This window comes from Ruegeria sp. BHSC043, assembly GCF_059612985.1.
The window spans coordinates 169079-194119 of the sequence record NZ_JBXWRS010000001.1 but is presented as its reverse complement, the minus strand read 5'-3'; the positions used below and the strand labels follow the sequence as shown (position 1 = coordinate 194119).

Below are 25041 nucleotides of genomic sequence, written 5' to 3'. Positions count from 1 at the left end.
GCCGCTTCACGCGGGGTGACAGCCTTGGAGGCACCCTGCCCTAACATTGGAGATTTATCATGGCTGGTGAGATTCCTGATCTCGTAGCTCTGGAACGGACGGGGACGGGCAAGGGCGCCGCTCGTCAGGCACGCCGCGACGGCATGGTTCCGGGCATCGTATTTGGTGGCGACAAAGACCCGCTGCCGATCCAGATTCCGTTCAACGAACTGTTCAAGCGCCTGAAGGCAGGCCGCTTCAAGTCGACTCTGTGGAACCTGAAAGTCGAGGGCCACGAAGACGTCCGCGTCATCTGCCGCGACGTGCAGCGTGACGTGGTCAAGGACCTGCCGACCCACCTGGACCTGATGCGTCTGCGCCGCACCAGCAAGATCGCGCTGTACATCCCGGTCGAGTTCATCAACGAAGACGCGGCCCCCGGCATCAAGAAGGGCGGCGTTCTGACCGTCGTCCGCCCCGAGGTCGAACTGGTCTGCACCGCCGGTGACATTCCCGAAAAGATCACCGTCGATCTGACCGGCCTGAACATCAACGACGTCGTGACCATCTCGTCGGTCGATCTGCCCAACGGCACCAAGCCGACCATCGATCGTGACTTCGTGATCGCCAACATCTCGGCCCCGACCGGCTTGGTCACCGATGACGAGGACAGCGAAGAAGAAGTAGCTGCCGATGCAGTCGAAGTCGTCGGCGAGGATCAGGAATAAATCCAGTCCCGGATTGTTCCGAATTCAAACGGGGTGTCGCAAGGCGCCCCGTTTTTCGTTTGAACCGCAGACCGCGCTTGTTTACCTGATCGGTGCAACCAACATGCAGTGCAATGCAAGGAACCAAGGATGAAACTGTTCGTCGGACTGGGCAACCCGGGCGCGAAATACGCGAGGAACCGGCACAATATCGGCTTCATGGCCGTGGACGCCATCGCCGACGCGCATGGCTTTGGCCCCTGGCGGTCCAAATTCCAGGGCGAGGTTTCCGAAGGCCGGCTGGGCCGCGAAAAGGTTCTGCTGCTCAAGCCGATGACCTTCATGAACCGGTCGGGCCAGTCCGTGGGTGAGGCGATGCGGTTCTACAAGCTCGACTCGACCGACGTGACCGTGTTCCACGACGAGCTGGACCTTGCCCCCGGCAAGGTGCGTGCCAAATCGGGCGGCGGACATGCGGGGCATAACGGCCTGCGGTCGATCCATGACCACATCGGGGCGGCCTATGACCGGGTGCGTCTGGGCATCGGGCATCCCGGCCGCAAGGAACTGGTCTCGGCCTACGTACTGGGCGACTTCGCCAAGGCTGATTCTCAGTGGCTGGAGGACGTTCTGCGCGGGGTTTCCGATGGCGCCGTGCATCTGGCCGAGGGCGATACGGCCAAATTCATGAATGCCGTCGCCCTGCGCACCGCGCCGCCGCGCAGCTCGACCACGGCAACCAAGCCCGCGCCCAAACCGGCTACCCACCCCACCGCGCCCGAGGCCGACACGCGTTCGGCGATGCAGAAGCTGCTGGACAAGTTCAAATAGGCCCCGAAGCCTGCCGCAACGTAGCGATTGCGGATTGAACGGCATCGCGCTCCAATGCCGTCAACAGCGGAGGGAAACATGAAAACGGTCCTGAAATGGCTGCTGCGCATCGTGCTGATGCTGGCGCTGGCCGCCGTCGTCGTCGGCGTTTGGAAACGGGAAGAGATCCAGCGGTTGCTGGCCGTGAACTCTCTGTTTTCCGAGGAAAAGATCGTCCACAACTTCTCGCACATGGATCAGGCTTTTCTGACGACCCCCCTGCCCCGCGGAGATGGCCCGACCTGGGAGTTGCCCTACGGCCCCGCGTTTGACCTGCCTGAGGGCAGCCAGGACTGGATCGAGGAGAGGGCGGTGACATCCCTGCTGGTGATGCAGGATGGCCAGATCCGGTTCGAGGAATACTATATGGGCACCGGGCCGGATGACCGGCGGGTTTCATGGTCGATGGCCAAAAGCTATCTGTCGGCGCTGTTTGGCATCGTCATGAACGAAGGGGCCATCGAGTCACTGGACGATCCGGTCGTCAAATATGCCCCCAAGCTAAAAGGCAGCGCCTACGAACCCGCCACGATCCGCAATGTGCTGAACATGGCCAGCGGCGTGACCTTTGACGAAGACTACCTGGACCCCAATTCCGACATCAACCGGATGGGGCGCGTGGTGGCCCTGGGTCGAGAATTGGACGATTTCACTGCCGCGCTTACCGAGAGTTTCGCCACCCCCGGCGAAGTCTGGCAATATGTCTCGATCGACACCCATGTCGTGGGGATGGTTATCCGCGGCGCCACCGGCCGCAGTATTCCCGACCTGCTGACGGAGAAAATCGTACAGCCGCTGGGATTGGCGCGCGATGGCTACTATGTCACCGACGGGGCTGGCGTGGCCTTCGTGCTGGGCGGGCTGAACTTCACCACCCGCGACTATGCGCGGTTTGGGCAGATGATCCTGCAGAACGGTGTACACGACGGCCGCCAGATGGTGCCGGCCGACTGGATCGCGGAATCGACCTGGCCCACCGCTCCGACCGAACCGGGAAAAATCGGCTATGGCTATCAATGGTGGATCCCGGTTGGGGCACATGAAGGCGAGTTTCTGGCCCGCGGCGTCTATGGGCAGTACATGTATTTCGACCAACCTCGCGGCGTCCTGATCGTGGCCACGGGGGCTGATCGAAAGTTCCGCGAGTCCGGCGTCAACGAACAGAACATCGAAATGTTCCGCAAGATCGCCCAAAGCCTGTAAGATGGAGTCATGCAGAAACAGGACAGCATCAACGTATTGGGCGGGGTTCTGGCCCCGTGTTCGCGGAAACCGCTGACAGGGTTCTTCCGTGACGGGGCCTGCAATACCTGCCCCGAAGATCGTGGCAGCCACACGGTCTGCGCGGTGATGACGGCCGAGTTTTTGGCCTATTCGAAATATGTCGGCAACGACCTCAGCACACCGCGGCCCGAGTTCGACTTTCCCGGTCTAAAGCCCGGCGACCGCTGGTGCCTTTGCGCCGGCCGGTTCCTGCAGGCGCATGACGAGGGCTGCGCGCCCCTCGTGCATCTCGAAGCGACCCATCAGCGCGCGCTCGAAATCGTGCCGCTGAGCGTGCTTGCATCCTACCGGGCGCCAGCCGACTGACAGCGAAGCGATACCCGACCAGATACGTCAGAACGCCATTCGCCACATCACGTTGACCGCATAGCTTTCGAAACCGCTTTCGCCGATACCGTCATAATAGATCCCGGCTGACAGTGTGCTGCTGTTTTCCAACCGGTAGTCGAGCCCAAGATCGGCCCGGCCGCGTGTGGTATCCCCGATCGGAGCCACTCCGACGGCGGTCCCGGCGCCCGAGGTGCTGCTCCAGACCCCCGACAGGCCGCCGGTCAGCGTCATCTCGCCACGCGACACCACAATGGGGCGACTGAAATCCAGACCCAGCCTGGCCGTCGTCAGGCTGAAGTCCTGATCCGGGATCCGGTTTCCCAACCCGTCGGAATAAGCCTTCTGGTCATCGGAGGCATAGCTGACGTCCAGAAGCGGCATCAGGGTCAGGTCCCCATACTGCATCTGACCGGTCACGCGCGATTGCACCAGCCAGCGATCGCTGTCGAACTTGTCCGTGTAGGTGCCGAACGGCGAAATTTCGTTGCTGGCTTGCCCATACAGCGCACGGCCTTCGAAGAACACCGGCTGCCCGGGCATCTTGGCCACGACGTAGGGGCCGATCAGCCAGCCCGTCCCATCGACATCGCCCACACCGTCCTCGGTCTTGGCATAGTCGATCTGCACCATGCCCCCCACAAGCAAATTCGGATTGATCTGCCGGTGCGCGCCCATGACCGCCAGCGCATAAGAGCTGTCGAAATCGTCCTGTGAACTCCAGTTCCCGGTCAGGTTGAACCAGATCGGATAGGCCCGGCTGCTGGCAAAGTTCAGATATCCCGCCCCTTGCGTCGCCGCGGCATCCAGAACGCCGCCTCCGGGTTCCAAGAGGAACGGCGTCAGCTTGGGCTGATTGGAAACCAGGCTGTTTGCCCGCGCATTCTGAAAGGCCTGAATCAACCGTTGGGTATTCACCACGGGCTGGACCGAGCTGACCCGGTTCGAAGCTAAGTTCGGGTTTCCGGCTGCATCGGTAAACACGTTTGCAGGCACGAACAATTCGATCGGCCCGTTGCTTTGCGGCGTCAGCGTCGCCACGTAATTTGCTCCTGAACCCGTCATCGCGGCGGTGGCATTGGTAGCCGACAGATCGCCCACCACGAAATTCGTGCTGGGCTCGCTGAGCGTGATCGTCGCCTGATACTGCCCGCCGGAAGTCGCCGACAAGGGGCTGATCGTCACTGTCGGGCGTGTGGTGTCCACGGCAGTTCGGGTGTTGATGATCTGCGTGGTGGTGACGCCAGACAGCGCGATCTCGTATCGGTAGAGTTGGCCGCCTGGTGTTTCGCGGGCGGTGAATACCACCCCCATGTAGCCATCGGTGGAATAGGTCGCATCGGCTCCGTTCTGGCTGAGGATGGTCACGTCCACCCAGCCCAAAGCTGTCAAGCCGGCAGGCGTTACCGCCGGCAAAGGAAAGATGAAACCCCCGCTGTAGATGGCCCCACCCGGCACCTCGCCCGAACCGCCAAGCGAGACGAAAGCTGTCGAAGTTCCCTGAAGATTAGTAAAGAAGATGTTGCCGCCATTCGGCGTCGTCACTGTCGATCCGATGAACTGTGGCGGACCGAAGGCCCGGGCCTGCCGCCACTCGCCAATTAACACGAACATGGCCGCCAACAGCAGAACCAAAGACTTGCGCAAGACCGACCAAACCATCCCAATCTCCTAAGTCACCACCGCGGGCGGCCAAGGTTTGCCAAGCCGCGCCGTGCAATCGTCAATCATGCTTGGGGGTCTGTTCCCACCGCACCCACATACATTCTTGACTTGAGGCTAATTGAACCGAAATCCGCTGTACAGATTCCGCAAGCGAGTCACCATTCGTCTGCTGCCTCTGCGACACAAGGGTTGATTTCCACACACGGGCGCGCGGGATCGATGGACCGGCTAGGATATTGAAAAATGTAGTTTCTATGGCAACCGGCATCCCAACGCCGTTGCCCGGATACGCGACCACCCTGGTGTTGGCCGACCATCGGCTTAGGCCTGAGCTGTCAACAATTTGAACGACTAATGCGCACTCGACCCGCACCGGAAACAAGGTCGGCCAAAGGCTGCGGTTCCGGGGCTGCAAGGCCCCGAGAACGCAATCTTCCGACGCTAGGAGTCCGGTCAGCCCGCGTCGCGCCCTTCGGTGTCGGACATATCGAAGTTCAGATACTTGGCGACTGTTTGCACGTCCTTGTCGCCGCGTCCGCACATGTTCATGCAGATGATGTGATCCTTGGGCAGCTCCGGCGCGATCTTCATGACATGCGCCAATGCGTGGCTGGGTTCGAGCGCGGGAATGATGCCCTCGGTCGCGCAGCACAGCTGGAACGCCTCAAGAGCCTCTTTGTCGGTGATCGACACATATTGCGCGCGCCCGATATCGTGCAGCCATGAATGTTCAGGGCCGATGCCCGGATAGTCGAGCCCGGCCGAGATCGAATACCCCTCGAGGATCTGGCCGTCGTCATCCTGCAGCAGATAAGTCCGGTTGCCATGCAGCACGCCGGGCCGACCGCCCGTGAGCGAGGCGCAATGCTCCATCTTTTGGTTGACGCCCTTGCCGCCCGCTTCGACGCCGATGATGTTGACCGAAGGATCATCCAGGAACGGATAAAACAGCCCCATGGCGTTCGAGCCGCCGCCGATCGCCGCGATGATCGTGTCCGGCAGACGACCCTCGGCCTTCATCATCTGCTCCTTGGCTTCCTTGCCGATGATCGACTGGAAGTCGCGCACCATCGCCGGGTACGGGTGCGGCCCGGCGACCGTACCGATGCAATAGAACGTGTCGCGCACATTGGTCACCCAGTCGCGCAGCGCGTCGTTCATCGCGTCCTTCAGGGTACCGCGGCCCGAGGTCACCGGAATCACCTCAGCCCCCAGCAAACGCATGCGGAACACGTTGGGCGCCTGCCGCTGGACATCATGCGCACCCATGTAGACCACGCATTTCAGACCAAACTTGGCGCAGACCGTCGCGGTGGCGACACCGTGCTGCCCGGCCCCGGTTTCGGCGATGATCCGGGTCTTTCCCATGCGACGCGCCAGGATGATCTGACCCAGCACGTTGTTGATCTTGTGCGCGCCGGTGTGGTTCAGCTCGTCGCGCTTCATATAGATCTTGGCACCACCCAGATGCTCGGTCAGGCGTTCGGCATGATAAAGGGGCGACGGACGGCCGACATAATTGGCCCACAGATCATCCATCTCAGCCCAGAAACTCGGGTCGGTCTTGGCCTTCTCGTACTCCTCCTCCAGCGACAGGATCAGCGGCATCAGCGTTTCGCTGACGAACCGTCCGCCGAAGATGCCAAAGCGGCCGTTTTCATCCGGGCCGGACATGAAGGAATTGAACAGATCATTGGCCATGGTGGTCTCCATCATCTTGCCCAACGTTCATAGGTGCTGGCGGCGGGATTTGCCATCGCAAATCGCGGCAATCGGGGCGAGGCAAACCGTTCAGCCCGGCACCAACAGCCCTGGGCGGTCATCGCGTCGCGCGAATGAAAGCGTCGATCAGAGCCGGGTCCTTGACGCCCGGCGCTGATTCCACGCCCGACGAGACATCGACCTGCCGTGCGCCGGTCATCCGCACTGCTTCGGCCACGTTGTCAGGCGTCAGCCCTCCGGCCAGCATCCAAGGCCGGCGCCAATATTTACGCCCGGCCAGCAGCCGCCAATCGAAGGCCAACCCATTGCCCCCCGGAAGATCGGCGTTCTTGGGAGGCTTGGCGTCGATCAGCAACTGGTCGGCCACGTCGGAATAGAGGTCGATCGCCGCCAGGTCCGCCTCGTCGGCAACGCCGATGGCCTTCATCACCGGCAGGCCGAAACGGCTACGAATCTCGGAAACGCGCGCGGGGTTCTCCTTGCCGTGAAGCTGAAGCATGTCCAGCGGAACCATGTCCAACAGCCGGTCCAGCTCGGCATCGGTGGCATCGACCGTCAAAGCGACCTTGGCCACCCCCACGGGGACATGGCTTGTCAGGTCGCGCGCTGCGGCGGGTTCCAGATGCCGCGGAGATTTCGGAAAAAACACGAACCCCACATAGCGCGCGCCCGCATCAACGGCGGCACGCAACGCATCCGGTGCGGTCAGGCCGCAGATCTTGACGCTGATTTCGCCGGGCATCAGTACGCTCAGCTGGCCTCGTCCAGCAGGGCAAGCACATCGTCCTCACCCTCGCTCTGTTTTTTCTTCAGCTTTTTGACCTCTCGCTCAAGCTTGCGCACCTCGGTGGATTTCACCGACGCATCGCGGCGATGCTTGTGCTCGCGCAACCACTCCCACAGAAAACCGATGACAAGACCGGCGACCACGCCGCCCAGGACCACAAGAAACAGGGGCAGATTTGTCGAAAGATTGAAGCCCAGCAACTCGGCCAAGGCATCTGGCATCAGCTTTAACTGTACCATTTGCCGGTTGGCCAAGGAGACTGAGACCAGGACGATTCCCAGCGCCGCCAGGAACCCGTATCGAATGTAGCGCATCATGAGATCACGCCTTACCGTTCAAACGGTCCCTTAGCAACTTCCCTGTCTTGAAAAACGGCACGCATTTTTCCTCGACCTGAACGGTTTCACCGGTGCGCGGGTTGCGGCCAACGCGTGCATCCCGTTTTTTCACCGAAAATGCGCCAAAACCGCGCAGCTCGACACGGTCGCCACGTGACATGGCGTCAGTGATTTCTTCAAAAACGGTATTCACGATCCGCTCAACATCGCGCTGGTACAGATGCGGGTTTTCATCGGCAATCTTCTGAATCAGTTCTGAACGGATCATGCGTGCTACCCTCCCAGGTCACCGTGTCGTCTCGTCTACTGGTTTGGACAGTATAGGAAAAAACGCTGGCATGGGGAACGCAAACTCTGACCGTCCGGGGCGCAATTTGCAGAAAAGAACGCGAAATTCGCGCAGCGACGTGTAATTTCGGGGAAACAAGCATGAACCTAATGCCGATTAACCCGGATTTTCCGAACGCGTTGATTCGAAAAAGAAACGGCCCCGCACGGATGTACGGGGCCGCCAATTCGGGTTTATGCCGTTGGGCCGGGCTTAGTCGCCCGACTTCAGCGCGGCGCCCAGAATGTCGCCCAGCGATGCGCCCGAGTCCGACGAGCCGTACTGTTGAACGGCTTCTTTCTCTTCGGCGATTTCGCGCGCCTTGATCGACAGGCCCAGACGGCGGGTCTTGCTGTCGACGTTGGTCACGCGGACATCGACCTTGTCACCGACCGAGAAACGCTCGGGGCGCTGTTCGGCACGGTCGCGGCTCAGGTCCGAACGGCGGATGAAGGACTTCATGCCTTCGTATTCCACCTCGATGCCGCCATCTTCGATCGCGGTCACTTCGACGGTGATGACCGAGCCACGCTTCACGCCGCCCACGGCTTCGGCGAACTTGTCACCGCCCAGGGCTTTGATCGACAGCGAGATCCGCTCTTTTTCAACATCAACTTCCGAAACGACCGCCTGAACGACGTCGCCCTTGCGGTAGTTCTGGATGGCATCTTCGCCACGCTCGTCCCACGACAGGTCGGACAGGTGCACCATGCCGTCGATGTCGCCTTCCAAGCCGATGAACAGACCGAATTCGGTGATGTTCTTGACTTCGCCTTCGACCTGAGTGCCCTCGGGGTGCGTTTCTGCAAACACTTCCCACGGGTTGCGCTGGGTCTGCTTAAGGCCCAGAGACACGCGACGCTTGGCGCCGTCGATTTCCAGAACCATGACGTCGACTTCCTGGCTGGTCGAAACGATCTTGCCGGGGTGGACGTTCTTCTTGGTCCAGGACATTTCGGACACGTGCACCAGACCTTCGACACCGGGCTCGAGCTCGACGAACGCACCGTAGTCGGTGATATTGGTGACGCGACCCTTGTGCACCGAACCCAGCGGGTATTTGGCGGCAACCAGATCCCACGGATCTTCCTGCAGCTGCTTCATGCCCAGGCTGATGCGGTGGGTTTCCTTGTTGATCTTGATGACCTGAACCTTGATGGTCTCGCCGATCGACAGGATTTCCGACGGGTGGTTCACACGGCGCCATGCCATGTCGGTGACGTGCAGCAGGCCGTCAACGCCACCCAGGTCAACAAAGGCACCGTATTCGGTGATGTTCTTGACGACACCCTCGACGGTCTGGCCCTCGGACAGGTTGCCGATGACTTCGGCGCGCTGTTCGGCACGCGATTCCTCCAGGATGGCGCGGCGCGACACGACGATGTTGCCACGGCGGCGGTCCATCTTCAGGATCTGGAACGGCTGCTTCAGACCCATCAGCGGGCCAGCGTCGCGCACGGGACGCACGTCAACCTGGCTGCCGGGCAGGAACGCAACTGCGCCACCCAGATCCACGGTGAAGCCGCCCTTGACGCGGCCGAAGATGGCACCTTCTACGCGCTCGTCGTCGGCATAGGCTTTTTCCAGACGATCCCAGGCCTCTTCACGGCGGGCCATCTCGCGCGAGATGACGGCTTCGCCACGGGCGTTTTCCGCGGCGCGCAGGTACACTTCGACCTCGTCGCCAACAGCGATTTCGGGGGCTTCGCCGGGATTTGCGAATTCTTTCAGATCGACCCGGCCTTCCATCTTGTAGCCTACGTCGATGATGGCCTGGCCCGCTTCGATCGCGATGACCTTGCCTTTGACAACCGAACCCTCTTCGGGGGTGTCCATTTCGAAGCTTTCGTTCAGGAGGGCTTCGAATTCCTCCATGGTTGCGTTAGCCATGTGGCGTTGTTTTCCTTTGCATAACGTTTTTTCTGGCCGAGCGGTTGTCTCCGCCGGTCTTGGAGTTGGTCCGGCAACCTGAAACAGTGCCACAAAACAAAGAGGGCCGGTTGTGTCCGACCCTGCTCGTCTCATTGTTTTATGGCTCAAATTGCCTTGTCGACGGGCGCTCTGTAGCAACTTGGCGGCCGCACCGCAAGGGTTTCCGGACGATTCCGGCGCATTCGGCGATGCCATGCAGGCTCGGGCGGTCACTCCAGCGCCCGGGCGGCCACCCTGCTGTTCGCGGCCCGGCATTTTCAAACGGTTTGTCCGCGGCCTCACATGCCCGAGGACAGCTTTTCCTGAATGACGGTGATCGCCTTTTCCAAAGCGGCCTCGATGCTCAGGTCCGTGGTGTCCAAAAGAACGGCATCGTCGGCCGGTCTCATCGGGGCTGTGCTGCGTTCGGCATCCCGCGCGTCGCGCTCGCGGACATCGGCCAAAACCTGCGCGCGGGTCACATCCGCGCCCTTCCCCACAAGTTCCAAATAGCGCCGCTCGGCGCGCACTTCGGGGCTGGCGGTGACGAACAGCTTCACCTCGGCCTCGGGGCAGATCACCGTGCCTATATCGCGCCCGTCCAGCACCGCGCCGCCGGCCCGCCGGGCAAAGCTGCGCTGGAAATCGACAAGGGCTGCGCGCACCTCGGGAATCACCGCCACCTTCGACGCCGCCTGCGCGATCTCGGCAGTGCGCAGATCGCCCTGTTCCAACTCCTCGGCCGTCAGGGACCGCGCAGCCTCGACCGGGTCGGTGCCGTCCAGCGTGCGCCGGCCGACCGCACGATACAGCAGCCCCGTATCCAGGTGCGCCAGCCCGAAATGCGCGGCCACGGCCTTGGAGATCGTGCCCTTTCCCGCAGCGGCCGGGCCGTCGATGGCGACGGTAAAGCTCATGTGCGCTCGACCTTGGCGCCCAAGCCGTTCATCAACGGCTCGAAGATCGGGAACGAGGTCGCGATGGGGCTGCCATCATCGACCGAGACCGCCTGTTGCGCGCCCATGCCCATCACCATGAAAGACATGGCGATGCGATGGTCCAGAAAGCTTGCGCAGGTGCCGCCGCCGGGCACGCCGCCAATGCCCAGCCCGTCGACCGACCACCAGTCATCGCCCTCGTCAACCGTGACGCCGTTGGCCCGCAAGCCACGCGCCATAGCGTCGATGCGGTCGCTTTCCTTGACGCGCAGTTCCTTGACGCCGCCCATCATCGTCTTGCCGGTCGCGTTGGCCGCAACCACCGACAGCACCGGATACTCGTCGATCATCGAGGCCGCGCGTTCGGGCGGGACGTCGATGCCCTTCATGTCGGGCGAGTAGCGCGCACGCAGATCGGCAACCGGCTCGCCACCTTCCTCGCGCATGTTTTCATAGGTCAGATCGGCACCCATCTCGCGCAGCGTGGTGAACAGGCCGGCACGCGTGGGGTTCAGGCCGATGCCCGGCACCAGAACGTCCGAGCCCGGCGTGATCAACGCCGCACAGACCGGGAAGGCAGCGCTGGACGGATCGCGCGGCACGGCGATCACCTGCGGCTTCAACTCGGGCCGGCCGGTCAGGGTAATGACCCGGCCTTCGTCGGTGTCCTCGACCGTGATTTCGGCGCCAAACCCCGCCAACATCCGCTCGGAATGGTCACGGGTGGCTTCCTTCTCGATCACCACGGTCTTGCCGGGCGCGTTCAGGCCGGCCAGTAGAACAGCTGATTTCACCTGGGCCGAGGGCACCGGCACTTCGTACCACACCGGCACCGGATCGGCCGCGCCGACGATCGTCATGGGCAGGCGCCCGCCCGAGCGGCCCACGGCCTGTGCCCCGAACAAAGCCAAAGGATCGGTCACCCGCGCCATCGGGCGCTTGTTCAGGCTGGCATCGCCGGTGAAGGTCGCGCTGATCGGGCTGGTGGCCATCGCGCCCATGATCAGGCGCACGCCCGTGCCCGAGTTGCCGCAGTCGATCACCTGATCCGGCTCGGAAAAGCCGCCCACGCCGACGCCGTGCACCGTCCATTCGCCATTCCCGTGCGAGATCACCTCGGCTCCGAACGCGCGCATCGCCTTGGCAGTGTCCAGAACGTCTTCGCCTTCCAGCAGACCCGAGATCCGGGTCTCGCCCACGGCCATCGCCCCAAGGATCAGAGAGCGGTGCGAAATCGACTTGTCGCCCGGCACTTCGGCCGTGCCGGTCAGCGGGCCGCAGGGATGCGAGGTCATCGGGATGGGCGTGCCGTGTCCGGACATGAGGGCTCCTTTTGCGCTATCAGTGCCCCTGCCGATTAGCGAATTGGCGCCGCAGCGTCCAGCCGCAATCACCCGTTGCGGCGGAAGGTCAGGTAGTGCGGCGTGCGGCCTTCACGCAGGGCTTTCTGCTCGTAGCGGGTGGAAATCCAGTCGTCCCACGGCTTGCGCCAATCTTCGGGCCCCTCGGCCAGCCATTCGAAACCGGCGCGGGGCACCTCCTCGAGCGTCTGGCGGACGTAGTCCGGGATGTCGGTCGCCACGCGGAAGATCGCGCCGGGTTTCAGCACACGCGCCAGCGGCTCCAGATGCTCGGGGGTCACGAAGCGGCGGCGGTGGTGCCGCTTTTTGGGCCACGGATCGGGATAGAGCAGAAACGCGCGCGAAATGCTGGCATCGGGCAGCACGTCGAACAGGTCGCGCACATCGCCGGGATGCACCGCCAGGTTGGTCACTTCGGCCCGGCGGATCTTGCCCAGCAGCATGGCCACGCCGTTGATGAACGGCTCGGCGCCGATGATGCCGATATCGGGGTTCTGCTGCGCCTGGTGCACCAGATGCTCACCACCGCCGAACCCGACCTCAAGCCATACCGGCTTGCCGCCGAACAGCGCGTCTAGGTCGATAGGGGTGCGGTCGGGGTTGCTGTCCCAATCCACCGCGCCCGGCGACAGGGCGGCCAGGTCCTCGGACAGATAGGTCTTTTGGCTGGGCTTCAGGGTCTTGCCCTTGAAGCGGCCGTAGAAGTTTCTGCGGGGGCGTTCGGGTGACTGGGTGCTCATGCCGGTGCCCTTACTGCGGCGGCGTTTGCGTTGCAAGGGTCGGGCCGCGCCGGAGGGGCGCCCTTCGAAACGGAAACGGCGCGCCACATCGGACGCGCCATGCCGTGTTTTGTTTCCCGATGCCGGCTCAGACAGCCTTTTTCAAGGCCTCGACCAGATCGGTCCGCTCCCAGCTGAAGCCGCCGTCGGCATCCGGTTCACGCCCGAAATGCCCATAGGCCGCGGTGCGCTGATAGATCGGCCTGTTCAGTTGCAGATGCTCGCGGATGCCGCGCGGGGTCAGGTCCATTACCTGCCCGACGGCCCGTTCAATCGAGGCGTCGTCAACCTGTCCGGTGCCGTGGGTGTCGGCGTAGATCGAAAGCGGCTTGGACACGCCGATCGCATAGCTCAGCTGGATCGTGCAACGCTCGGCCATGCCGGCGGCCACGACGTTCTTGGCCAGATACCGCGCGGCATAGGCCGCCGACCGGTCGACCTTGGTCGGGTCCTTGCCCGAAAACGCCCCACCCCCATGCGGGGCCGCACCGCCATAGGTATCGACGATGATCTTGCGCCCGGTAAGGCCGGCATCGCCGTCGGGGCCGCCGATGACGAACTTGCCGGTGGGGTTCACATGCCAGTCGGTCTGGTCGGTCAGCCAGCCTTCGGGCAGGATCTCTCGCACATAGGGTTCGACGATCTGGCGGATGTCGTCCGACGTCAACGCTTCGTCCAGATGCTGCGTGGACAGCACGATCGAGCTGACGCCCACCGGCTTGCCGTTGCGGTAGATCACCGACAACTGCGACTTGGCATCGGGTCCCAGCGCAGGCTCGGCGCCGCTTTTGCGAACCTCGGCCAGGCGGCGCAGGATTGCATGCGCATACTGGATCGGCGCCGGCATCAGGGCCGGGGTTTCCGTTGTGGCGTAACCGAACATGATGCCCTGATCGCCTGCGCCTTCGTCTTTGTCGCCCGACGCATTCACCCCCTGTGCGATATGCGCGGATTGCTCGTGAAGCAGGTTCGTCACCTCGACCGTTTCGTGGTGGAACTTGTCCTGCTCGTACCCGATATCCTTGATACAGGCGCGCGCGATCTCTTCGATCCGGCCCATGTAGTCATGGAGCCGCTCCTGATCCGACAGCCCGACCTCACCCCCGATCACCACACGATCGGTAGTGGCAAAGGTCTCACACGCTACGCGCGCTTCGGGTTCTTCGCTCAGAAAGGCATCGAGGACTGCATCGGAAATACGGTCACAGACCTTATCGGGATGCCCTTCGGAAACGGATTCCGAAGTAAAGGTGTAGTTCTGTCGGGACATGAAAGCGCTCCATTAAGATTTCCCCCGTCACGCCAGGAAGCCGTTGTGACGGGCATCCGACGGGATACGCCCCCAGAAACAGACGGTCAATCGGTATTTATTCGCCAACAGGCCGAACGTTGCGCCCAAGCAGCACGAACAGGCCCACCAGAAGCACAAACACCGGAAAATCCCCGAACCGCGAATAAGGGGACGGCGGCAATGGCAGCGGCAGGCCGGCATCGACATGCCCCGCCTGGCCCAGCGGCAGCGCAGCGGTCACGTTGCCCAGCGGGTCGATCATCGCCGAAACGCCGGTATTGGCAGACCGGGCCAGCGGCAGCCCCTGTTCGATCGCACGCATTCTGGCCTGGGCCAAGTGCTGGTACGGGCCCGACCGAGTCCCGAACCAGGCATCGTTGGTGACCTGCAACAGCAGGCTGGGCCGTTCAGGTCCGGCGGCGGCAATCTGCGGGAAAATGGCCTCGTAGCAGATCAGCGGCAGAACGCTCCCCAGATCTCCGGCCCGCAACAGGCGCGGACCGGGACCGGCGCTGAATCCGCTTCCGGTCGTGGCGGCCAGGCCGCTCAGCCCGAACCGCTCCAGCAGATCGCCCAAGGGGATGTATTCGCCAAACGGCACTAGATGATGTTTGTCATACAGGCCTGCCCGCTTTCCGGATTCATCCAGATACACCACCGAGTTGTAGATGCGCAGCCCCTCGGCCCGCTGAATTCCCAGAACCATCGGGGTGCCCTGCGCGGCATCGGCAATGGCGTCGAGATAGGGCTGCGCGCTGTCCAGCCACGCCGGCACCGAGGTTTCGGGCCAGACGATCAGGTGGGGCCTGGGTTCGGCGGCCGTGAACTCGATCTGGCGCGCAAAGAACACGGGCGTGAAGGCTGGGTCCCATTTCTGGTGCTGGGGGGCATTTGGCTGGTTCAGGCGCACGGTCTTTCCGGTCTGCGCAACCGGTGGCCGCATGGCGGCATAGGCCGTAGCCAGCCCGGCACAGACCGCAATCGCGACCAAAGGTCCCACCGCATGCCGCGCCGGACGATCGCCAACCAAAGCAGCGCCCAGCGGCAGAAACAAAATCAGGGTCAGCGCACCCAGACCATAGGGGCCGACCAGGGCCAATACCTGCGCGACATACGTATCCACCCAGATCTGCGCCAGACCCGCCCAAGGGAACCCCGTCAGAGCATATCCGCGCGCAAACTCGGCCAGGGACACGGCCAGCGCCAGCAACATGGCCCGGCGGATCGCCGTTCCCCGCACCCGATGCGCCAGCCCGAACGCCACCGCCCAGAACAGGGCCAGCCCGCCCGCCATGAACACGAGCGCAAACGGCGCCATCCAGCCATGGCGTTCGGGCTCAACCAGAAACGGCTCGATGATCCACAAGAGCGCATGCGCGAAATAGCCGGTCGCAAAAAACCAGCCGACTGCGGCCGCGCCCGTGCGGGTCTCGCTGGCCAAGAACAGCGGCGTCAACAGAACCAACGATACAGCAGTGGCCCACCAATACCCAAATGGCGCCAGACCAAATGCCGCAACCACACCCAGCCCGGCGGCCGCCAGGTACCGCACAGCGCGCGACCACCGCTTCGCTGGGTTCATGCAGCCATATCCGGCACCATCACGCGCAAACGCTTGATCCGGCGCGGGTCGGCATCGATCACCTCGAATTCCGGCCCGTCGGGATGTTGGACCACCTCGCCTCGCGCCGGCACGCGCCCTGAAAGCATGAAGACCAGACCGCCCAGAGTTTCGATTTCTTCCTCGTCCACGTCCTCGTGATTGGTCAGAGACCTGCCGATCTCGGCCTCGAAATCCTGAAGCGGCGCCTTGGCCTGTACGATGTAGCAGCCGGGCCGCTCCTGGACCCACATCTGGTCTTCGTCGGCGTCATGCTCGTCTTCGATCTCGCCGACCACCTGTTCGATCAGGTCTTCGATGGTCACCAGACCGTCAACACCGCCATATTCGTCGATCACCAGCGCCATGTGGCGCCGCTCGGTCTGCATCTTGGCCAGCAAAACGCCAATCGGCATGGACGGTGGCACGAACAGAAGCGGCCGAAGCATCGAGCGCAGGTCGAACGGCTTGGTACTGCCATTGAACCCGTGGGTCAGCGCAAAATCCTTCAGGTGGACGAAGCCAAGCGGCGTGTCCAACGTGCCCTCATAGACCGGAATGCGCGACAGTCCGCTCTCGCGGAAGACCTGCGCCAGCTCATCCTTGCCGATCGTTACTGGAACCGAGACGATATCTGCCGACGGTATGGCCACGTCCTCCACCCGCATCCGCCGCAGGTTGATCATGCCACGAGGCTGCACTGTTTCGGCCGCATGCCCGTTGACCGCGCCGCCCGTGTCTTCGCTGTTTGGAGAGAACGCTTCCAGCAAGCGCGAGAAAAGCCCGCTTTTCTCTTTGGTTTCGTCGCCGTTCCGTGAATGCGCGCTTTGCGCTGCCCCAGAACTGCCGTCTATGTCGCCCATTTTCCTGTTCCAGTTGATCGGGCACAAGGCCCCATGTCACGCATTATATGGGTTACCGATACCCATTTTGCCAAGTATTTCGATTTCGCACCGCTCCATCACAGTGGCGTCCTGGTCACGAACGTGGTCATAGCCCAACAAATGCAACATTCCGTGAACGATCAGATGCGTGACATGGTCGTCCATCGGTTTTCCGACCTCCTCCGCCTCGCGCCGGCAGGTATCGAACGAGATCGCGATGTCGCCCAACGCGATCTCGCCGGTGAAATCCGGTTCCGGTAAGGGCGGCGTGGCACCGGGATCTTCGGGGGCCAGATCCTCGGCCGGCCAGCTCAGCACGTTTGTGGCTGCGGGCTTGCCTCGGAATTCGGCGTTCAGCTCGGCGATTCGGGCATCGTCGCAGCCCAGTATGCTGACCTCGCACAAGTCGGGGTCCAGCCCCAGATGCGCAAGCGTTGCCGAAACCGCCTTGCGGGACAGCGCCTCCAACCGCTGCCAGCGGGCATCCTCGATGGAGATCTCCAGGTTCATGTCGCACTGCTCCACGGCCGACGGGCTGTCGGATTTCAGCCGGCCTCCCGGCCTGAATCGGCCTCATACGCCTCGATGATCGCGGCGACAAGCGGGTGGCGCACGACGTCCTTGGATGTGAAGTAGTTGAAACCGATGTTCGGGATCGTCTTCAGCAACCGTTCCGCATCGGCAAGCCCCGAAGCGACGCCCCGCGGCAGATCGACCTGCGACCGATCCCCCGTGATGACCATCCGGCTGCCTTCGCCCAAGCGGGTCAGGAACATCTTCATCTGCATGGTCGTGGCATTCTGCGCCTCGTCCAGAACGACGAAGGCATTCGAAAGGGTCCGCCCGCGCATGAAGGCCAGCGGCGCGATTTCGATCCGCTTTTCTTCGATCAACTTGGCCAGTTGCTTGCCCGGCAGAAAGTCGTTCAGCGCATCATAAAGCGGCTGCATGTAGGGATCGACCTTGTCCTTCATGTCGCCCGGCAGATAGCCCAGCTTTTCGCCCGCCTCGACGGCCGGGCGGCTGAGGATGATCCGGTCCACATGCCCGCCGATGAACATCGAAACACCGACCGCCACGGCCAGATAGGTCTTGCCCGTCCCGGCCGGCCCGATGCCAAAGGCAAGCTCGTTTTGGAACAGGGACTGAACATAGGCCTTCTGCGCGTCGGTCCGGGGTTCGACCAGCTTCTTGCGGGTCTTGATTTCGACCGGTCCGCCCTTGAACATCTCGAGCTGATCGCCATCACGCGAGCCGGTGCCGGCCTCGGAGTTGCCCATCCGCAATTCGCGATCCACATCGGCGGCTGCGACATCGCGGCCACCTTCCAACCGGGCGTACAGGGCCTGCAGAACCTCAATCGCCTGTTTCTGCGCCTCCTCGTCGCCCATCACAACCAACTGATTGCCGCGGCGGACGATCTGAACAGTCAGCTTGCTTTCGATGTCGGCCAGGTTGCGGTCATATTCACCGCAAAGGTCAATCAACAGCCGGTTGTCGGGAAATTCCAGAAACGCCTCGCCGTGGGGCATTTCGTTTTGCGGTGGGGTCAGGGCACCGATGGCCAATCCGTTCTCCTGTCTTGGCGTTGTCATCCCAAGCGTAGACAACAAGGATCGGTGGGCGCAAGCCACAGTTTCAGGAATTTGCTTGGGTGTGAACAAATCCGCCAATACCAAATGCGCGGGCACAATGCCCAACGCGGTTTCAGAACCGATAGTTCAAACCAAACCTCAGCCCCTTGTAGCTGGGTGTGGATTTCGTCGAGAAACCCGAACCGAAATCGATGACTTCCGACTGGAATTGAACATACTCGAACTCACCGGTGATGGACCAGTTGTTGCCCAACTGGTGTTCGGCTCCGATGCTGGCCGTGAAACCGTTGCGGCTGTCGTCGTTGTCGAATGATTGCGTGGTCCCACCGCTGGTGATGCTATTTGTGGTGGTGATATCGCCATAGACCAGCCCAAGCGTAAGGAAGTAAAGCACAGTACCATTGGGATTGGTCAGGCCGTTCTTGAAACGAACAGACATCACGTTGTTGATTTCAGAGCCGCCGCGAACCACCGTGCCCGCAATATCGGTCACCACGTCATCGTCCAGACCGGACCAGTCGTACCCCAATTCGAATCCGTAGACATAATCTCGGCCCCCCGTGGCGGGAACGACACCGCGCCAACCGCCGCGGACCCCGCCATAGTACCCTTTCAGATCCAGTTCTCCGATGGGGAAGGTGCGGATGGGCGTGGTCAGACCGAACCGATCGGAACCACCAGACCCATAGGCCCCGCTGATCCCGACATAGAAGGCGCTGACATCATCCGCGTACCGCTGAGGCCCGACCACCTGAGGATCGCGAACATTTCCACCCAAGTCACTGGCCGTTGTCGATGTTCCAGCCATTGCCGCCACAGCCGCGCCTGCAAGAGTCATCCGCACCTGCCGCGCGTGCGCACCCCATACTCGTTTCACTCGTCACCTCCTTCGCCCCGTGACGGACACCATCCGAGAGCGCCTGATCCCAAACCGGGCCATGCCAGCCCAAAACTCGACTGGGCCCCTCGGACCATAGGAGCAAACACTAAATCAAGGGTAAATTTGGAGACTGCGCGTCAATTCGTGGGGCGCGACAACCATCCAAAGCGAATCAGAGCAGCTCACCCGCAAGCGAGTTCGCCCCCGACGCCGTGATCCGGACTGGCCGGAGATCGCCGGCGGACAGCTCAGCTCCGCTGACATGCACCGCGTGCAGGTACTCGGATTTCCCAACCATCTGCCCCGGCAGCCGGCCGGGTTTCTCGAACAGGACGTTCACGGTGCGACCGACCATGGCGTCCTGAACCTCGCGCTGATGCCGCGTGATCAGGGCCTGCAGACGCTGCAGGCGATCATCCGCCTCCTGCGGATCGACCTGCGGGCGCTCGGCTGCGGGCGTGCCCGGCCGGGTCGAATACTTGAACGAATACGCATAGCCATAGCGAACCTGCTCGACCAGATCCAACGTGGCCTGAAAATCCTCTTCGGTTTCTTCCGGGAAGCCCACAATGAAATCGCCCGACATCAGGATATCGGGGCGCGCTTCCCGAATCCGCTCGATCAGACGCAGATAGCTTTCGGCGGTGTGGCTGCGGTTCATCCGCTTGAGGATCTTGTCCGACCCCGACTGCACCGGCAGGTGCAGATAGGGCATCAGCTTTTCGCAGGTGCCGTGCGCCTCGATCAGATCGTCGGTCATGTCGTTGGGGTGCGAAGTGGTGAACCGGATGCGTTCCAGCCCGTCGATCTTGTTCAACTCCCAGATCAACCCGGCCAGGGTCATGTCGCCATCGGGACCGGCCCCGTGATAGGCGTTGACGTTCTGGCCCAGCAGCGTGATCTCGCGCACGCCGCGCTCGACCAGGTCCAGCGCCTCACGCAGGATGCGGTCGGCCGGACGGCTGACCTCGGCCCCTCGGGTATAGGGCACGACGCAGAAGGCGCAGAACTTGTCACAGCCTTCCTGCACGGTCAGGAAGGCCGTCGGGCCGCGCTTGGCCTTTGGGCGGTTCTTGAGCTTCTCGAACTTGTCCTCTTCGGGGAAATCGGTATCCAGCGCCTTTTCGCCCGCACGCGCCTTGGCTTCCAGTTCGGGCAGGCGGTGATAGCTCTGCGGTCCGACAACCAGATCGACCAGCGGCTGCCGGCGCATGATCTCTTCGCCCTCGGCCTGCGCCACACAGCCCGCCACGCCGATCTTCAGATCGGGTTTTTCGGCCTTCAACCCCTTGAAGCGGCCCAGTTCGGAATACACCTTCTCGGCCGCCTTTTCGCGGATGTGGCAGGTGTTCAGCAGGATCATGTCCGCATCTTCGGGCGACTGCGTTTCCACATAGCCCTGCCCGCCCAGCGCCTCGGACATGCGTTCGCTGTCATAGACGTTCATCTGACAGCCATAGGTCTTGATATACAGCTTTTTCGGTTCGGACATGGGCTGGGCCTTCTACGTTCGCTGGACCGGCGTCGTCTATACGCATCGAACGCCGCTTGCAATGCCGGCGCAATTACCCGAATTTGACCGAGAATTCCAGCGAGGCAGGCAGCAAACAGGCGATGCAGCACGATTCTCTCGATGATTTCCTCAGATCCGGGCGGGCGGCCCTGTCCAAAGGGCCGGTGGCCCTGATCTTTGCCGAGGACGACTTGGAAATCGACGGCACGCTGCGCCATCACCTCGACCTCGGATTCAAATCGGTGATCGCTTTCATGCCGCCGGATTTCGCGATGGCGCCCGACCTTACCCAGCGCGTCCACCGGGTGTCCATGCGCTGCACCCCGCGCGAGGCGGTCTTTGACGCCATCAACCGCATCATCCGCGCGGCGCCGTCGATCTGGATGTATTACTGCTACAACTCGGAATACCTGGTCTTTCCCTTCTGCGAGACGCGATCGATCGGCGAAATGCTGACCTTTCACGCCGAAGAACGCAGAGATGCGATGCTGTGCCATGTCATCGACATCTATGCCGACGACCTGACCGCACATCCGAACGGGGTCGCCCCCGATCACGCCATGCTGGATAGCACCGGATACTACGCCCACAGCCGGCACGACCGGGATGGCACCCCGCTGGAACGCCAACTAGACATGTCGGGCGGGCTGCGCTGGCGGTTCGAGGACCGCATCCCCTACGAACGGCGACGCATCGACCGCATCGGCCTGTTCAAGACCCGCAAAGGGTTGACGCTTCTGCCAGACCACAGCTTCAACGAGCCCGAGTACAACACCTATGCCTGCCCCTGGCACCACAACCTGATCGCGGCCATCTGTTCGTTCCGCGCGGCCAAGGCGCTGTGCAGCACGTCCGGGCCGGGCGACCCGATCACCAGCTTTCGCTGGCCCAACTCGGTTCCGTTCCAGTGGAATTCCAACCAACTGCTCGAACTGGGCCTGATCGAGCCGGGCCAGTGGTTCTGAAGCCGCGCCTTCAGCGCCTCAGCAGTATCGGAAACCAGTCCTCGCGCAGACGCTGACCCGGCCGCATGTCATGGCCCGGAAAAGGTGGCGAGGTCCGCCCCGGACGCTCGACATAGCGCGCGTCGTCACCCACCAGACGCACCGAAAACGCCCGCCTACGCCGGTCCGAGCGGTTGCCCCGGGCGCCGTGCAGGGTGCGGAAATGAAAGGCGACCGCGTCGCCCGGCTCCATCTCGAATTCGACGATCCGCATCCCTTCGGCCTCAGGATCGGGCACCGGGATGTACTGGCCTTCGTCGGGAAAGAACCCCTCCTCCGAGACCCAGCGCGTCGGCAGAACCTCTTTTTCCCACAGATGCGAGCCGGCGACGCACCGCAGCGTGGCCTCGCGCACCAGATCCAGCGGCGACCAGAAACTGATCGTCTGCCGCCCCTCGACGAAATAGTAGGGCCCATCCTGATGCCACGGCGTGGCCATCGAGGTGCCCGGCTCTTTTACCAGCACATGGTCGTGGAACATCTGCACGGTTTCGGACTGCATCAGGTCGGCGGCGACCTCGGCCAGAGGCGAAGACTGGATGACCTCCTGAAATTGCTGAATGCGCGACCAGTTGCAGTAATCGTCGAAGAACCGGCCCGTCTCGCCCTTTTTCCTGTTTTCCGAGGCATAGGGGCCGGGCTGTTCCATGTTCAGGGCCACCCCGTCACGCAGGGATTGAACGTGATCAGCGAACAGGCCTTTGACAAGAACCACGCCGTCCTTCTGAAAGGCATCGATCATCTGTGGAGTGACAAGGGGGTGTGGCATGATGAACTCCGACTGACGTGCCCGGCGATCTGTGCACGATCGACGACTCAGTTCAACCGGAAGTTCCGACGTGAAATGCCGCAGACACCAAGGGGGAAAAGGCCGCGCCTGTCAGGCCTTCTTGCGCAGGCGGATGACCACATCGACGGATGCGATCTCGACCCCGTCGGGCGCCTGGGGCAGACGCTGGATCACCAGCTGATCCGAGGGCGCATCACTCAGCCGGCCCTCGTCTTCCCAGAAGAAATGGGGGTGGTCATGGGTGTTGGTGTCGAAATAGCTTCTGGACCCGTCCACCGTGATCTCTTGCAGTACACCCGCATCGCAAAAGGCGCGCAGCGTGTTGTAGACGGTGGCCAGCGAAACGGCATCACCTCTCTTTTTGGCCGACTCGAACAGGCTTTCGGCGGTGACATGGCGGTGCCGCCCGTCTCCGACAAGCAGTTCGGCCAAGGCAACCCGTTGACGCGTCGGGCGCAGCCCGGCGTGCACCAACCAGTTCGTCGCAATGTCCCGGCTTTGATCCGTCATGAATTCGCAATCCGATTGTCTGACCCAATATATAAGTGCCGTCCGCCGGCAATTTCAATTGAAATTCATTCGCAATCCGATCGGCCCCATCCGCCCGATGTGTTCGGCTGCTCTTGCAGGACCTTGCAAACGGGTGCTAGACGAGGCCAGATTGAACCAACAGACCCCAGGCAGGAGACGCGGCAGAATGGCCCAATTCCCTAGCAGCTTTGACAAGGACGATCTGCTGAAATGCGCCCGCGGCGAATTGTTCGGCCCCGGCAACGCCCAGCTGCCCGCGCCGCCGATGCTGATGATGGACCGGATCACCGAGATCTCGGCCGACGGGGGCGCGCACGGCAAGGGCCATGTGGTTGCCGAGTTCGACATCACCCCGGACCTGTGGTTCTTTGAATGCCACTTCCCCGGCAATCCGATCATGCCCGGCTGCCTGGGCCTGGATGGCCTGTGGCAGCTGACCGGGTTCAACCTGGGCTGGCGGGGCTGGCAGGGTCGTGGCTATGCGCTGGGTGTGGGCGAAGTCAAGCTGACCGGCATGGTGCGCCCCGACCGCAAGATGCTGACCTATTACGTCGATTTCACCAAGGCCGTGCAAACCCGCCGTCTGACCATGGGAGTGGCAGATGGCCGGGTCGAGGCGGATGGCGAAGTCATCTATCAGGTCAAGGACATGAAGGTTGCATTGTCAGAAAGCTGACCTCAGCTGATCGGCAACAAGCACAGAACGGAATACAGGAGTACGCTTATGCGTCGCGTCGTCGTAACCGGATTGGGGGTCGTTTCCTCCATTGGGAACAATGCCGAAGAGGTTCTGGCCTCGCTCAAGGCAGGTAAATCCGGCATCGAGGCCAACGAACAGATGGTCGAACACGGCTTTCGCAGCCAGGTGGCCGGTTCACTCAAGATCGACGTGGCCGAGCACGTGGACAAACGCGCACTGCGGTTCATGGGCCCCGGCGCCGCCTATGCGCATATCGCGATGAGCCAGGCGATCGCCGATGCCGGCCTGACCGAAGATCAGGTCGTGAACCCGCGCACCGGCCTGGTGGCGGGTTCGGGCGGGCCGTCGACCAGCGCCATGCTGACGGCGCATCAGACCGTTCTGAAAACCGGCGCGACCAAGCGGATCGGCCCGTTTGCCGTTCCGAAGTGCATGTGCTCGACCATTTCGGCCAACCTGGCCACCGCCTTCAAGATCAAGGGCATCAACTATTCGATCACCTCGGCCTGCTCGACCTCGCTGCACTGCATCGGCAATGCGGCCGAGCAAATTATGATGGGCAAGCAGGACGTGATGTTCGCCGGCGGCGGCGAGGAACTGGACTGGACCCTATCGTGCCTGTTCGACGCGATGGGCGCGATGTCGTCCAAGTACAACGACGCGCCCGAGAAAGCCTCGCGCGCGTTCGATCAGGATCGTGACGGCTTTGTCATTTCCGGCGGCGGGGGCATCGTCGTGCTGGAAGATCTGGACCACGCGCTGGCGCGGGGCGCCAAGATTTATGCCGAGGTGACCGGCTTTGCCGCGACGTCCGACGGCCATGACATGGTCGCCCCGTCGGGCGAAGGTGGCGAGCGGGCCATGCGCCTGGCGCTGCAGACCCTCCCCGAGGGCCGGAAGGTCTCTTATATCAACGCGCACGGTACCTCGACCCCGGTCGGAGACGTGGGCGAAGTCGAGGCTGTGCGCCGCATTTTCGGCGAGGGCAGCGTGCCGCCGATTTCTTCGACCAAGTCGATGACCGGCCATGCGCAGGGCGCGGCGGGCGCGCTCGAGGCGATCTTCTGCCTGCTCATGCTCGAACATGATTTCATTTCACCGTCGATCAACGTCGACACATTGGCCGAAGGCATTCAGCCCGGCGAAATTGCCACGCAAGTGGTTGAAAACGCAGGCTTGGATAGTGTCATGACCAACAGCTTCGGCTTTGGCGGCACGAATGGCTCCATGGTTCTGTCCAAGTACAACGGGTGATCG

25 protein-coding genes and 1 riboswitch are annotated in these 25041 nt (G+C 62.4%); of the genes, 7 read left to right on the top strand and 18 right to left on the bottom strand.

Annotated elements, in window-relative coordinates:
• The first annotated feature begins 59 nt into the window (after positions 1–59).
• From AC2FMM_RS00960 to AC2FMM_RS00945, 4 genes are all read left to right on the top strand, one after another.
• The gene (locus AC2FMM_RS00960; protein ID WP_496795541.1) at positions 60–707 is read left to right on the top strand and encodes a 50S ribosomal protein L25/general stress protein Ctc; all 648 of its coding nucleotides are present in this window, start codon (positions 60–62) and stop codon (positions 705–707) included.
• A gap of 129 nt (positions 708–836) precedes the next feature.
• Entirely contained in the window at positions 837–1517 is a 681-nt protein-coding gene (pth, locus tag AC2FMM_RS00955) for an aminoacyl-tRNA hydrolase (protein ID WP_496686909.1), read from the top strand.
• A gap of 78 nt (positions 1518–1595) precedes the next feature.
• Positions 1596–2759, top strand: coding sequence for a serine hydrolase domain-containing protein (locus AC2FMM_RS00950; RefSeq protein WP_496795540.1), 1164 nt, complete (start codon positions 1596–1598; stop codon positions 2757–2759).
• A gap of 9 nt (positions 2760–2768) precedes the next feature.
• Positions 2769–3146 carry a DUF2237 family protein gene (locus AC2FMM_RS00945; protein ID WP_496681978.1) on the top strand — a complete coding sequence of 126 codons (378 nt, stop codon included), beginning with the start codon at positions 2769–2771 and terminating at the stop codon, positions 3144–3146.
• 27 nt (positions 3147–3173) lie between these two features.
• On the opposite strand, the gene AC2FMM_RS00940 is transcribed toward AC2FMM_RS00945, so the two are convergent.
• The 16 genes from AC2FMM_RS00940 to miaB all read right to left on the bottom strand — a co-directional run bounded on the left by AC2FMM_RS00940 (position 3174) and on the right by miaB (position 20738).
• A complete protein-coding gene (locus tag AC2FMM_RS00940) occupies positions 3174–4829 on the bottom strand; it encodes an autotransporter domain-containing protein (RefSeq protein WP_496711322.1) in 1656 nt (551 codons plus the stop codon).
• A 456-nt stretch (positions 4830–5285) separates the two neighbouring features.
• Entirely contained in the window at positions 5286–6533 is a 1248-nt protein-coding gene (gene trpB / locus AC2FMM_RS00935) for a tryptophan synthase subunit beta (RefSeq protein WP_496682055.1), read from the bottom strand.
• A gap of 118 nt (positions 6534–6651) precedes the next feature.
• Complete coding sequence (locus AC2FMM_RS00930; RefSeq protein ID WP_496686905.1) at positions 6652–7296, bottom strand: phosphoribosylanthranilate isomerase; 645 nt, start codon at positions 7294–7296, stop codon at positions 6652–6654.
• Between the two features lie 8 nt (positions 7297–7304).
• Positions 7305–7655, bottom strand: a complete 351-nt coding sequence (locus tag AC2FMM_RS00925; RefSeq protein ID WP_496682576.1) for a lipopolysaccharide assembly protein LapA domain-containing protein — start codon at positions 7653–7655, stop codon at positions 7305–7307.
• Between the two features lie 7 nt (positions 7656–7662).
• Positions 7663–7947 (bottom strand): integration host factor subunit beta, encoded by a 285-nt coding sequence (gene ihfB, locus AC2FMM_RS00920; RefSeq protein WP_149775649.1) that lies wholly within the window; start codon positions 7945–7947, stop codon positions 7663–7665.
• A 273-nt stretch (positions 7948–8220) separates the two neighbouring features.
• Entirely contained in the window at positions 8221–9897 is a 1677-nt protein-coding gene (rpsA, locus tag AC2FMM_RS00915) for a 30S ribosomal protein S1 (protein WP_496682571.1), read from the bottom strand.
• A gap of 320 nt (positions 9898–10217) precedes the next feature.
• Positions 10218–10835: a (d)CMP kinase gene (gene cmk / locus AC2FMM_RS00910; protein WP_496711321.1), complete on the bottom strand. Its 618-nt coding sequence runs from the start codon at positions 10833–10835 to the stop codon at positions 10218–10220.
• Complete coding sequence (aroA, locus tag AC2FMM_RS00905; RefSeq protein WP_496686902.1) at positions 10832–12178, bottom strand: 3-phosphoshikimate 1-carboxyvinyltransferase; 1347 nt, start codon at positions 12176–12178, stop codon at positions 10832–10834. The genes cmk and aroA overlap by 4 nt, the downstream gene beginning before the upstream one ends.
• Before the next feature lie 68 nt (positions 12179–12246).
• Complete coding sequence (gene trmB / locus AC2FMM_RS00900; RefSeq protein WP_496682565.1) at positions 12247–12957, bottom strand: tRNA (guanosine(46)-N7)-methyltransferase TrmB; 711 nt, start codon at positions 12955–12957, stop codon at positions 12247–12249.
• A 127-nt stretch (positions 12958–13084) separates the two neighbouring features.
• Positions 13085–14266, bottom strand: coding sequence for a methionine adenosyltransferase (gene metK / locus AC2FMM_RS00895; RefSeq protein ID WP_496686899.1), 1182 nt, complete (start codon positions 14264–14266; stop codon positions 13085–13087).
• Positions 14267–14271: 5 nt separating this feature from the next.
• Positions 14272–14321: riboswitch (SAM-SAH riboswitch) on the bottom strand.
• 42 nt (positions 14322–14363) lie between these two features.
• The gene (gene lnt / locus AC2FMM_RS00890; RefSeq protein WP_496795539.1) at positions 14364–15869 is read right to left on the bottom strand and encodes an apolipoprotein N-acyltransferase; all 1506 of its coding nucleotides are present in this window, start codon (positions 15867–15869) and stop codon (positions 14364–14366) included.
• Positions 15866–16750, bottom strand: coding sequence for a hemolysin family protein (locus tag AC2FMM_RS00885; RefSeq protein WP_496682560.1), 885 nt, complete (start codon positions 16748–16750; stop codon positions 15866–15868). Before AC2FMM_RS00885 ends, lnt begins: the two co-directional genes overlap by 4 nt.
• 36 nt (positions 16751–16786) lie before the next feature.
• Positions 16787–17281, bottom strand: coding sequence for an rRNA maturation RNase YbeY (gene ybeY / locus AC2FMM_RS00880; RefSeq protein ID WP_496795538.1), 495 nt, complete (start codon positions 17279–17281; stop codon positions 16787–16789).
• Between the two features lie 35 nt (positions 17282–17316).
• Positions 17317–18339 carry a PhoH family protein gene (locus AC2FMM_RS00875; protein WP_496682556.1) on the bottom strand — a complete coding sequence of 341 codons (1023 nt, stop codon included), beginning with the start codon at positions 18337–18339 and terminating at the stop codon, positions 17317–17319.
• A 139-nt stretch (positions 18340–18478) separates the two neighbouring features.
• Positions 18479–19174 carry an outer membrane protein gene (locus AC2FMM_RS00870; protein ID WP_496795537.1) on the bottom strand — a complete coding sequence of 232 codons (696 nt, stop codon included), beginning with the start codon at positions 19172–19174 and terminating at the stop codon, positions 18479–18481.
• 244 nt (positions 19175–19418) lie between these two features.
• Entirely contained in the window at positions 19419–20738 is a 1320-nt protein-coding gene (gene miaB, locus AC2FMM_RS00865; RefSeq protein ID WP_496795536.1) for a tRNA (N6-isopentenyl adenosine(37)-C2)-methylthiotransferase MiaB, read from the bottom strand.
• A gap of 122 nt (positions 20739–20860) precedes the next feature.
• Here miaB and AC2FMM_RS00860 point away from each other — a divergent pair, with 122 nt between their 5' ends.
• Positions 20861–21724 (top strand): hypothetical protein, encoded by an 864-nt coding sequence (locus AC2FMM_RS00860; RefSeq protein ID WP_496795535.1) that lies wholly within the window; start codon positions 20861–20863, stop codon positions 21722–21724.
• Between the two features lie 10 nt (positions 21725–21734).
• On the opposite strand, the gene AC2FMM_RS00855 is transcribed toward AC2FMM_RS00860, so the two are convergent.
• Both AC2FMM_RS00855 and irrA read right to left on the bottom strand, forming a co-directional pair.
• The gene (locus AC2FMM_RS00855) at positions 21735–22532 is read right to left on the bottom strand and encodes a phytanoyl-CoA dioxygenase family protein (RefSeq protein ID WP_496795534.1); all 798 of its coding nucleotides are present in this window, start codon (positions 22530–22532) and stop codon (positions 21735–21737) included.
• Between the two features lie 111 nt (positions 22533–22643).
• A complete protein-coding gene (gene irrA / locus AC2FMM_RS00850) occupies positions 22644–23063 on the bottom strand; it encodes an iron response transcriptional regulator IrrA (protein ID WP_490360294.1) in 420 nt (139 codons plus the stop codon).
• A gap of 187 nt (positions 23064–23250) precedes the next feature.
• Between irrA and fabA the strand changes: the two genes are divergently transcribed.
• Together fabA and fabB are read left to right on the top strand one after the other, a co-directional pair.
• Complete coding sequence (gene fabA, locus AC2FMM_RS00845) at positions 23251–23760, top strand: bifunctional 3-hydroxydecanoyl-ACP dehydratase/trans-2-decenoyl-ACP isomerase (protein WP_149775635.1); 510 nt, start codon at positions 23251–23253, stop codon at positions 23758–23760.
• Positions 23761–23808: 48 nt separating this feature from the next.
• Positions 23809–25038: a beta-ketoacyl-ACP synthase I gene (gene fabB / locus AC2FMM_RS00840; RefSeq protein ID WP_496795533.1), complete on the top strand. Its 1230-nt coding sequence runs from the start codon at positions 23809–23811 to the stop codon at positions 25036–25038.
• Positions 25039–25041 lie beyond the last annotated feature (3 nt).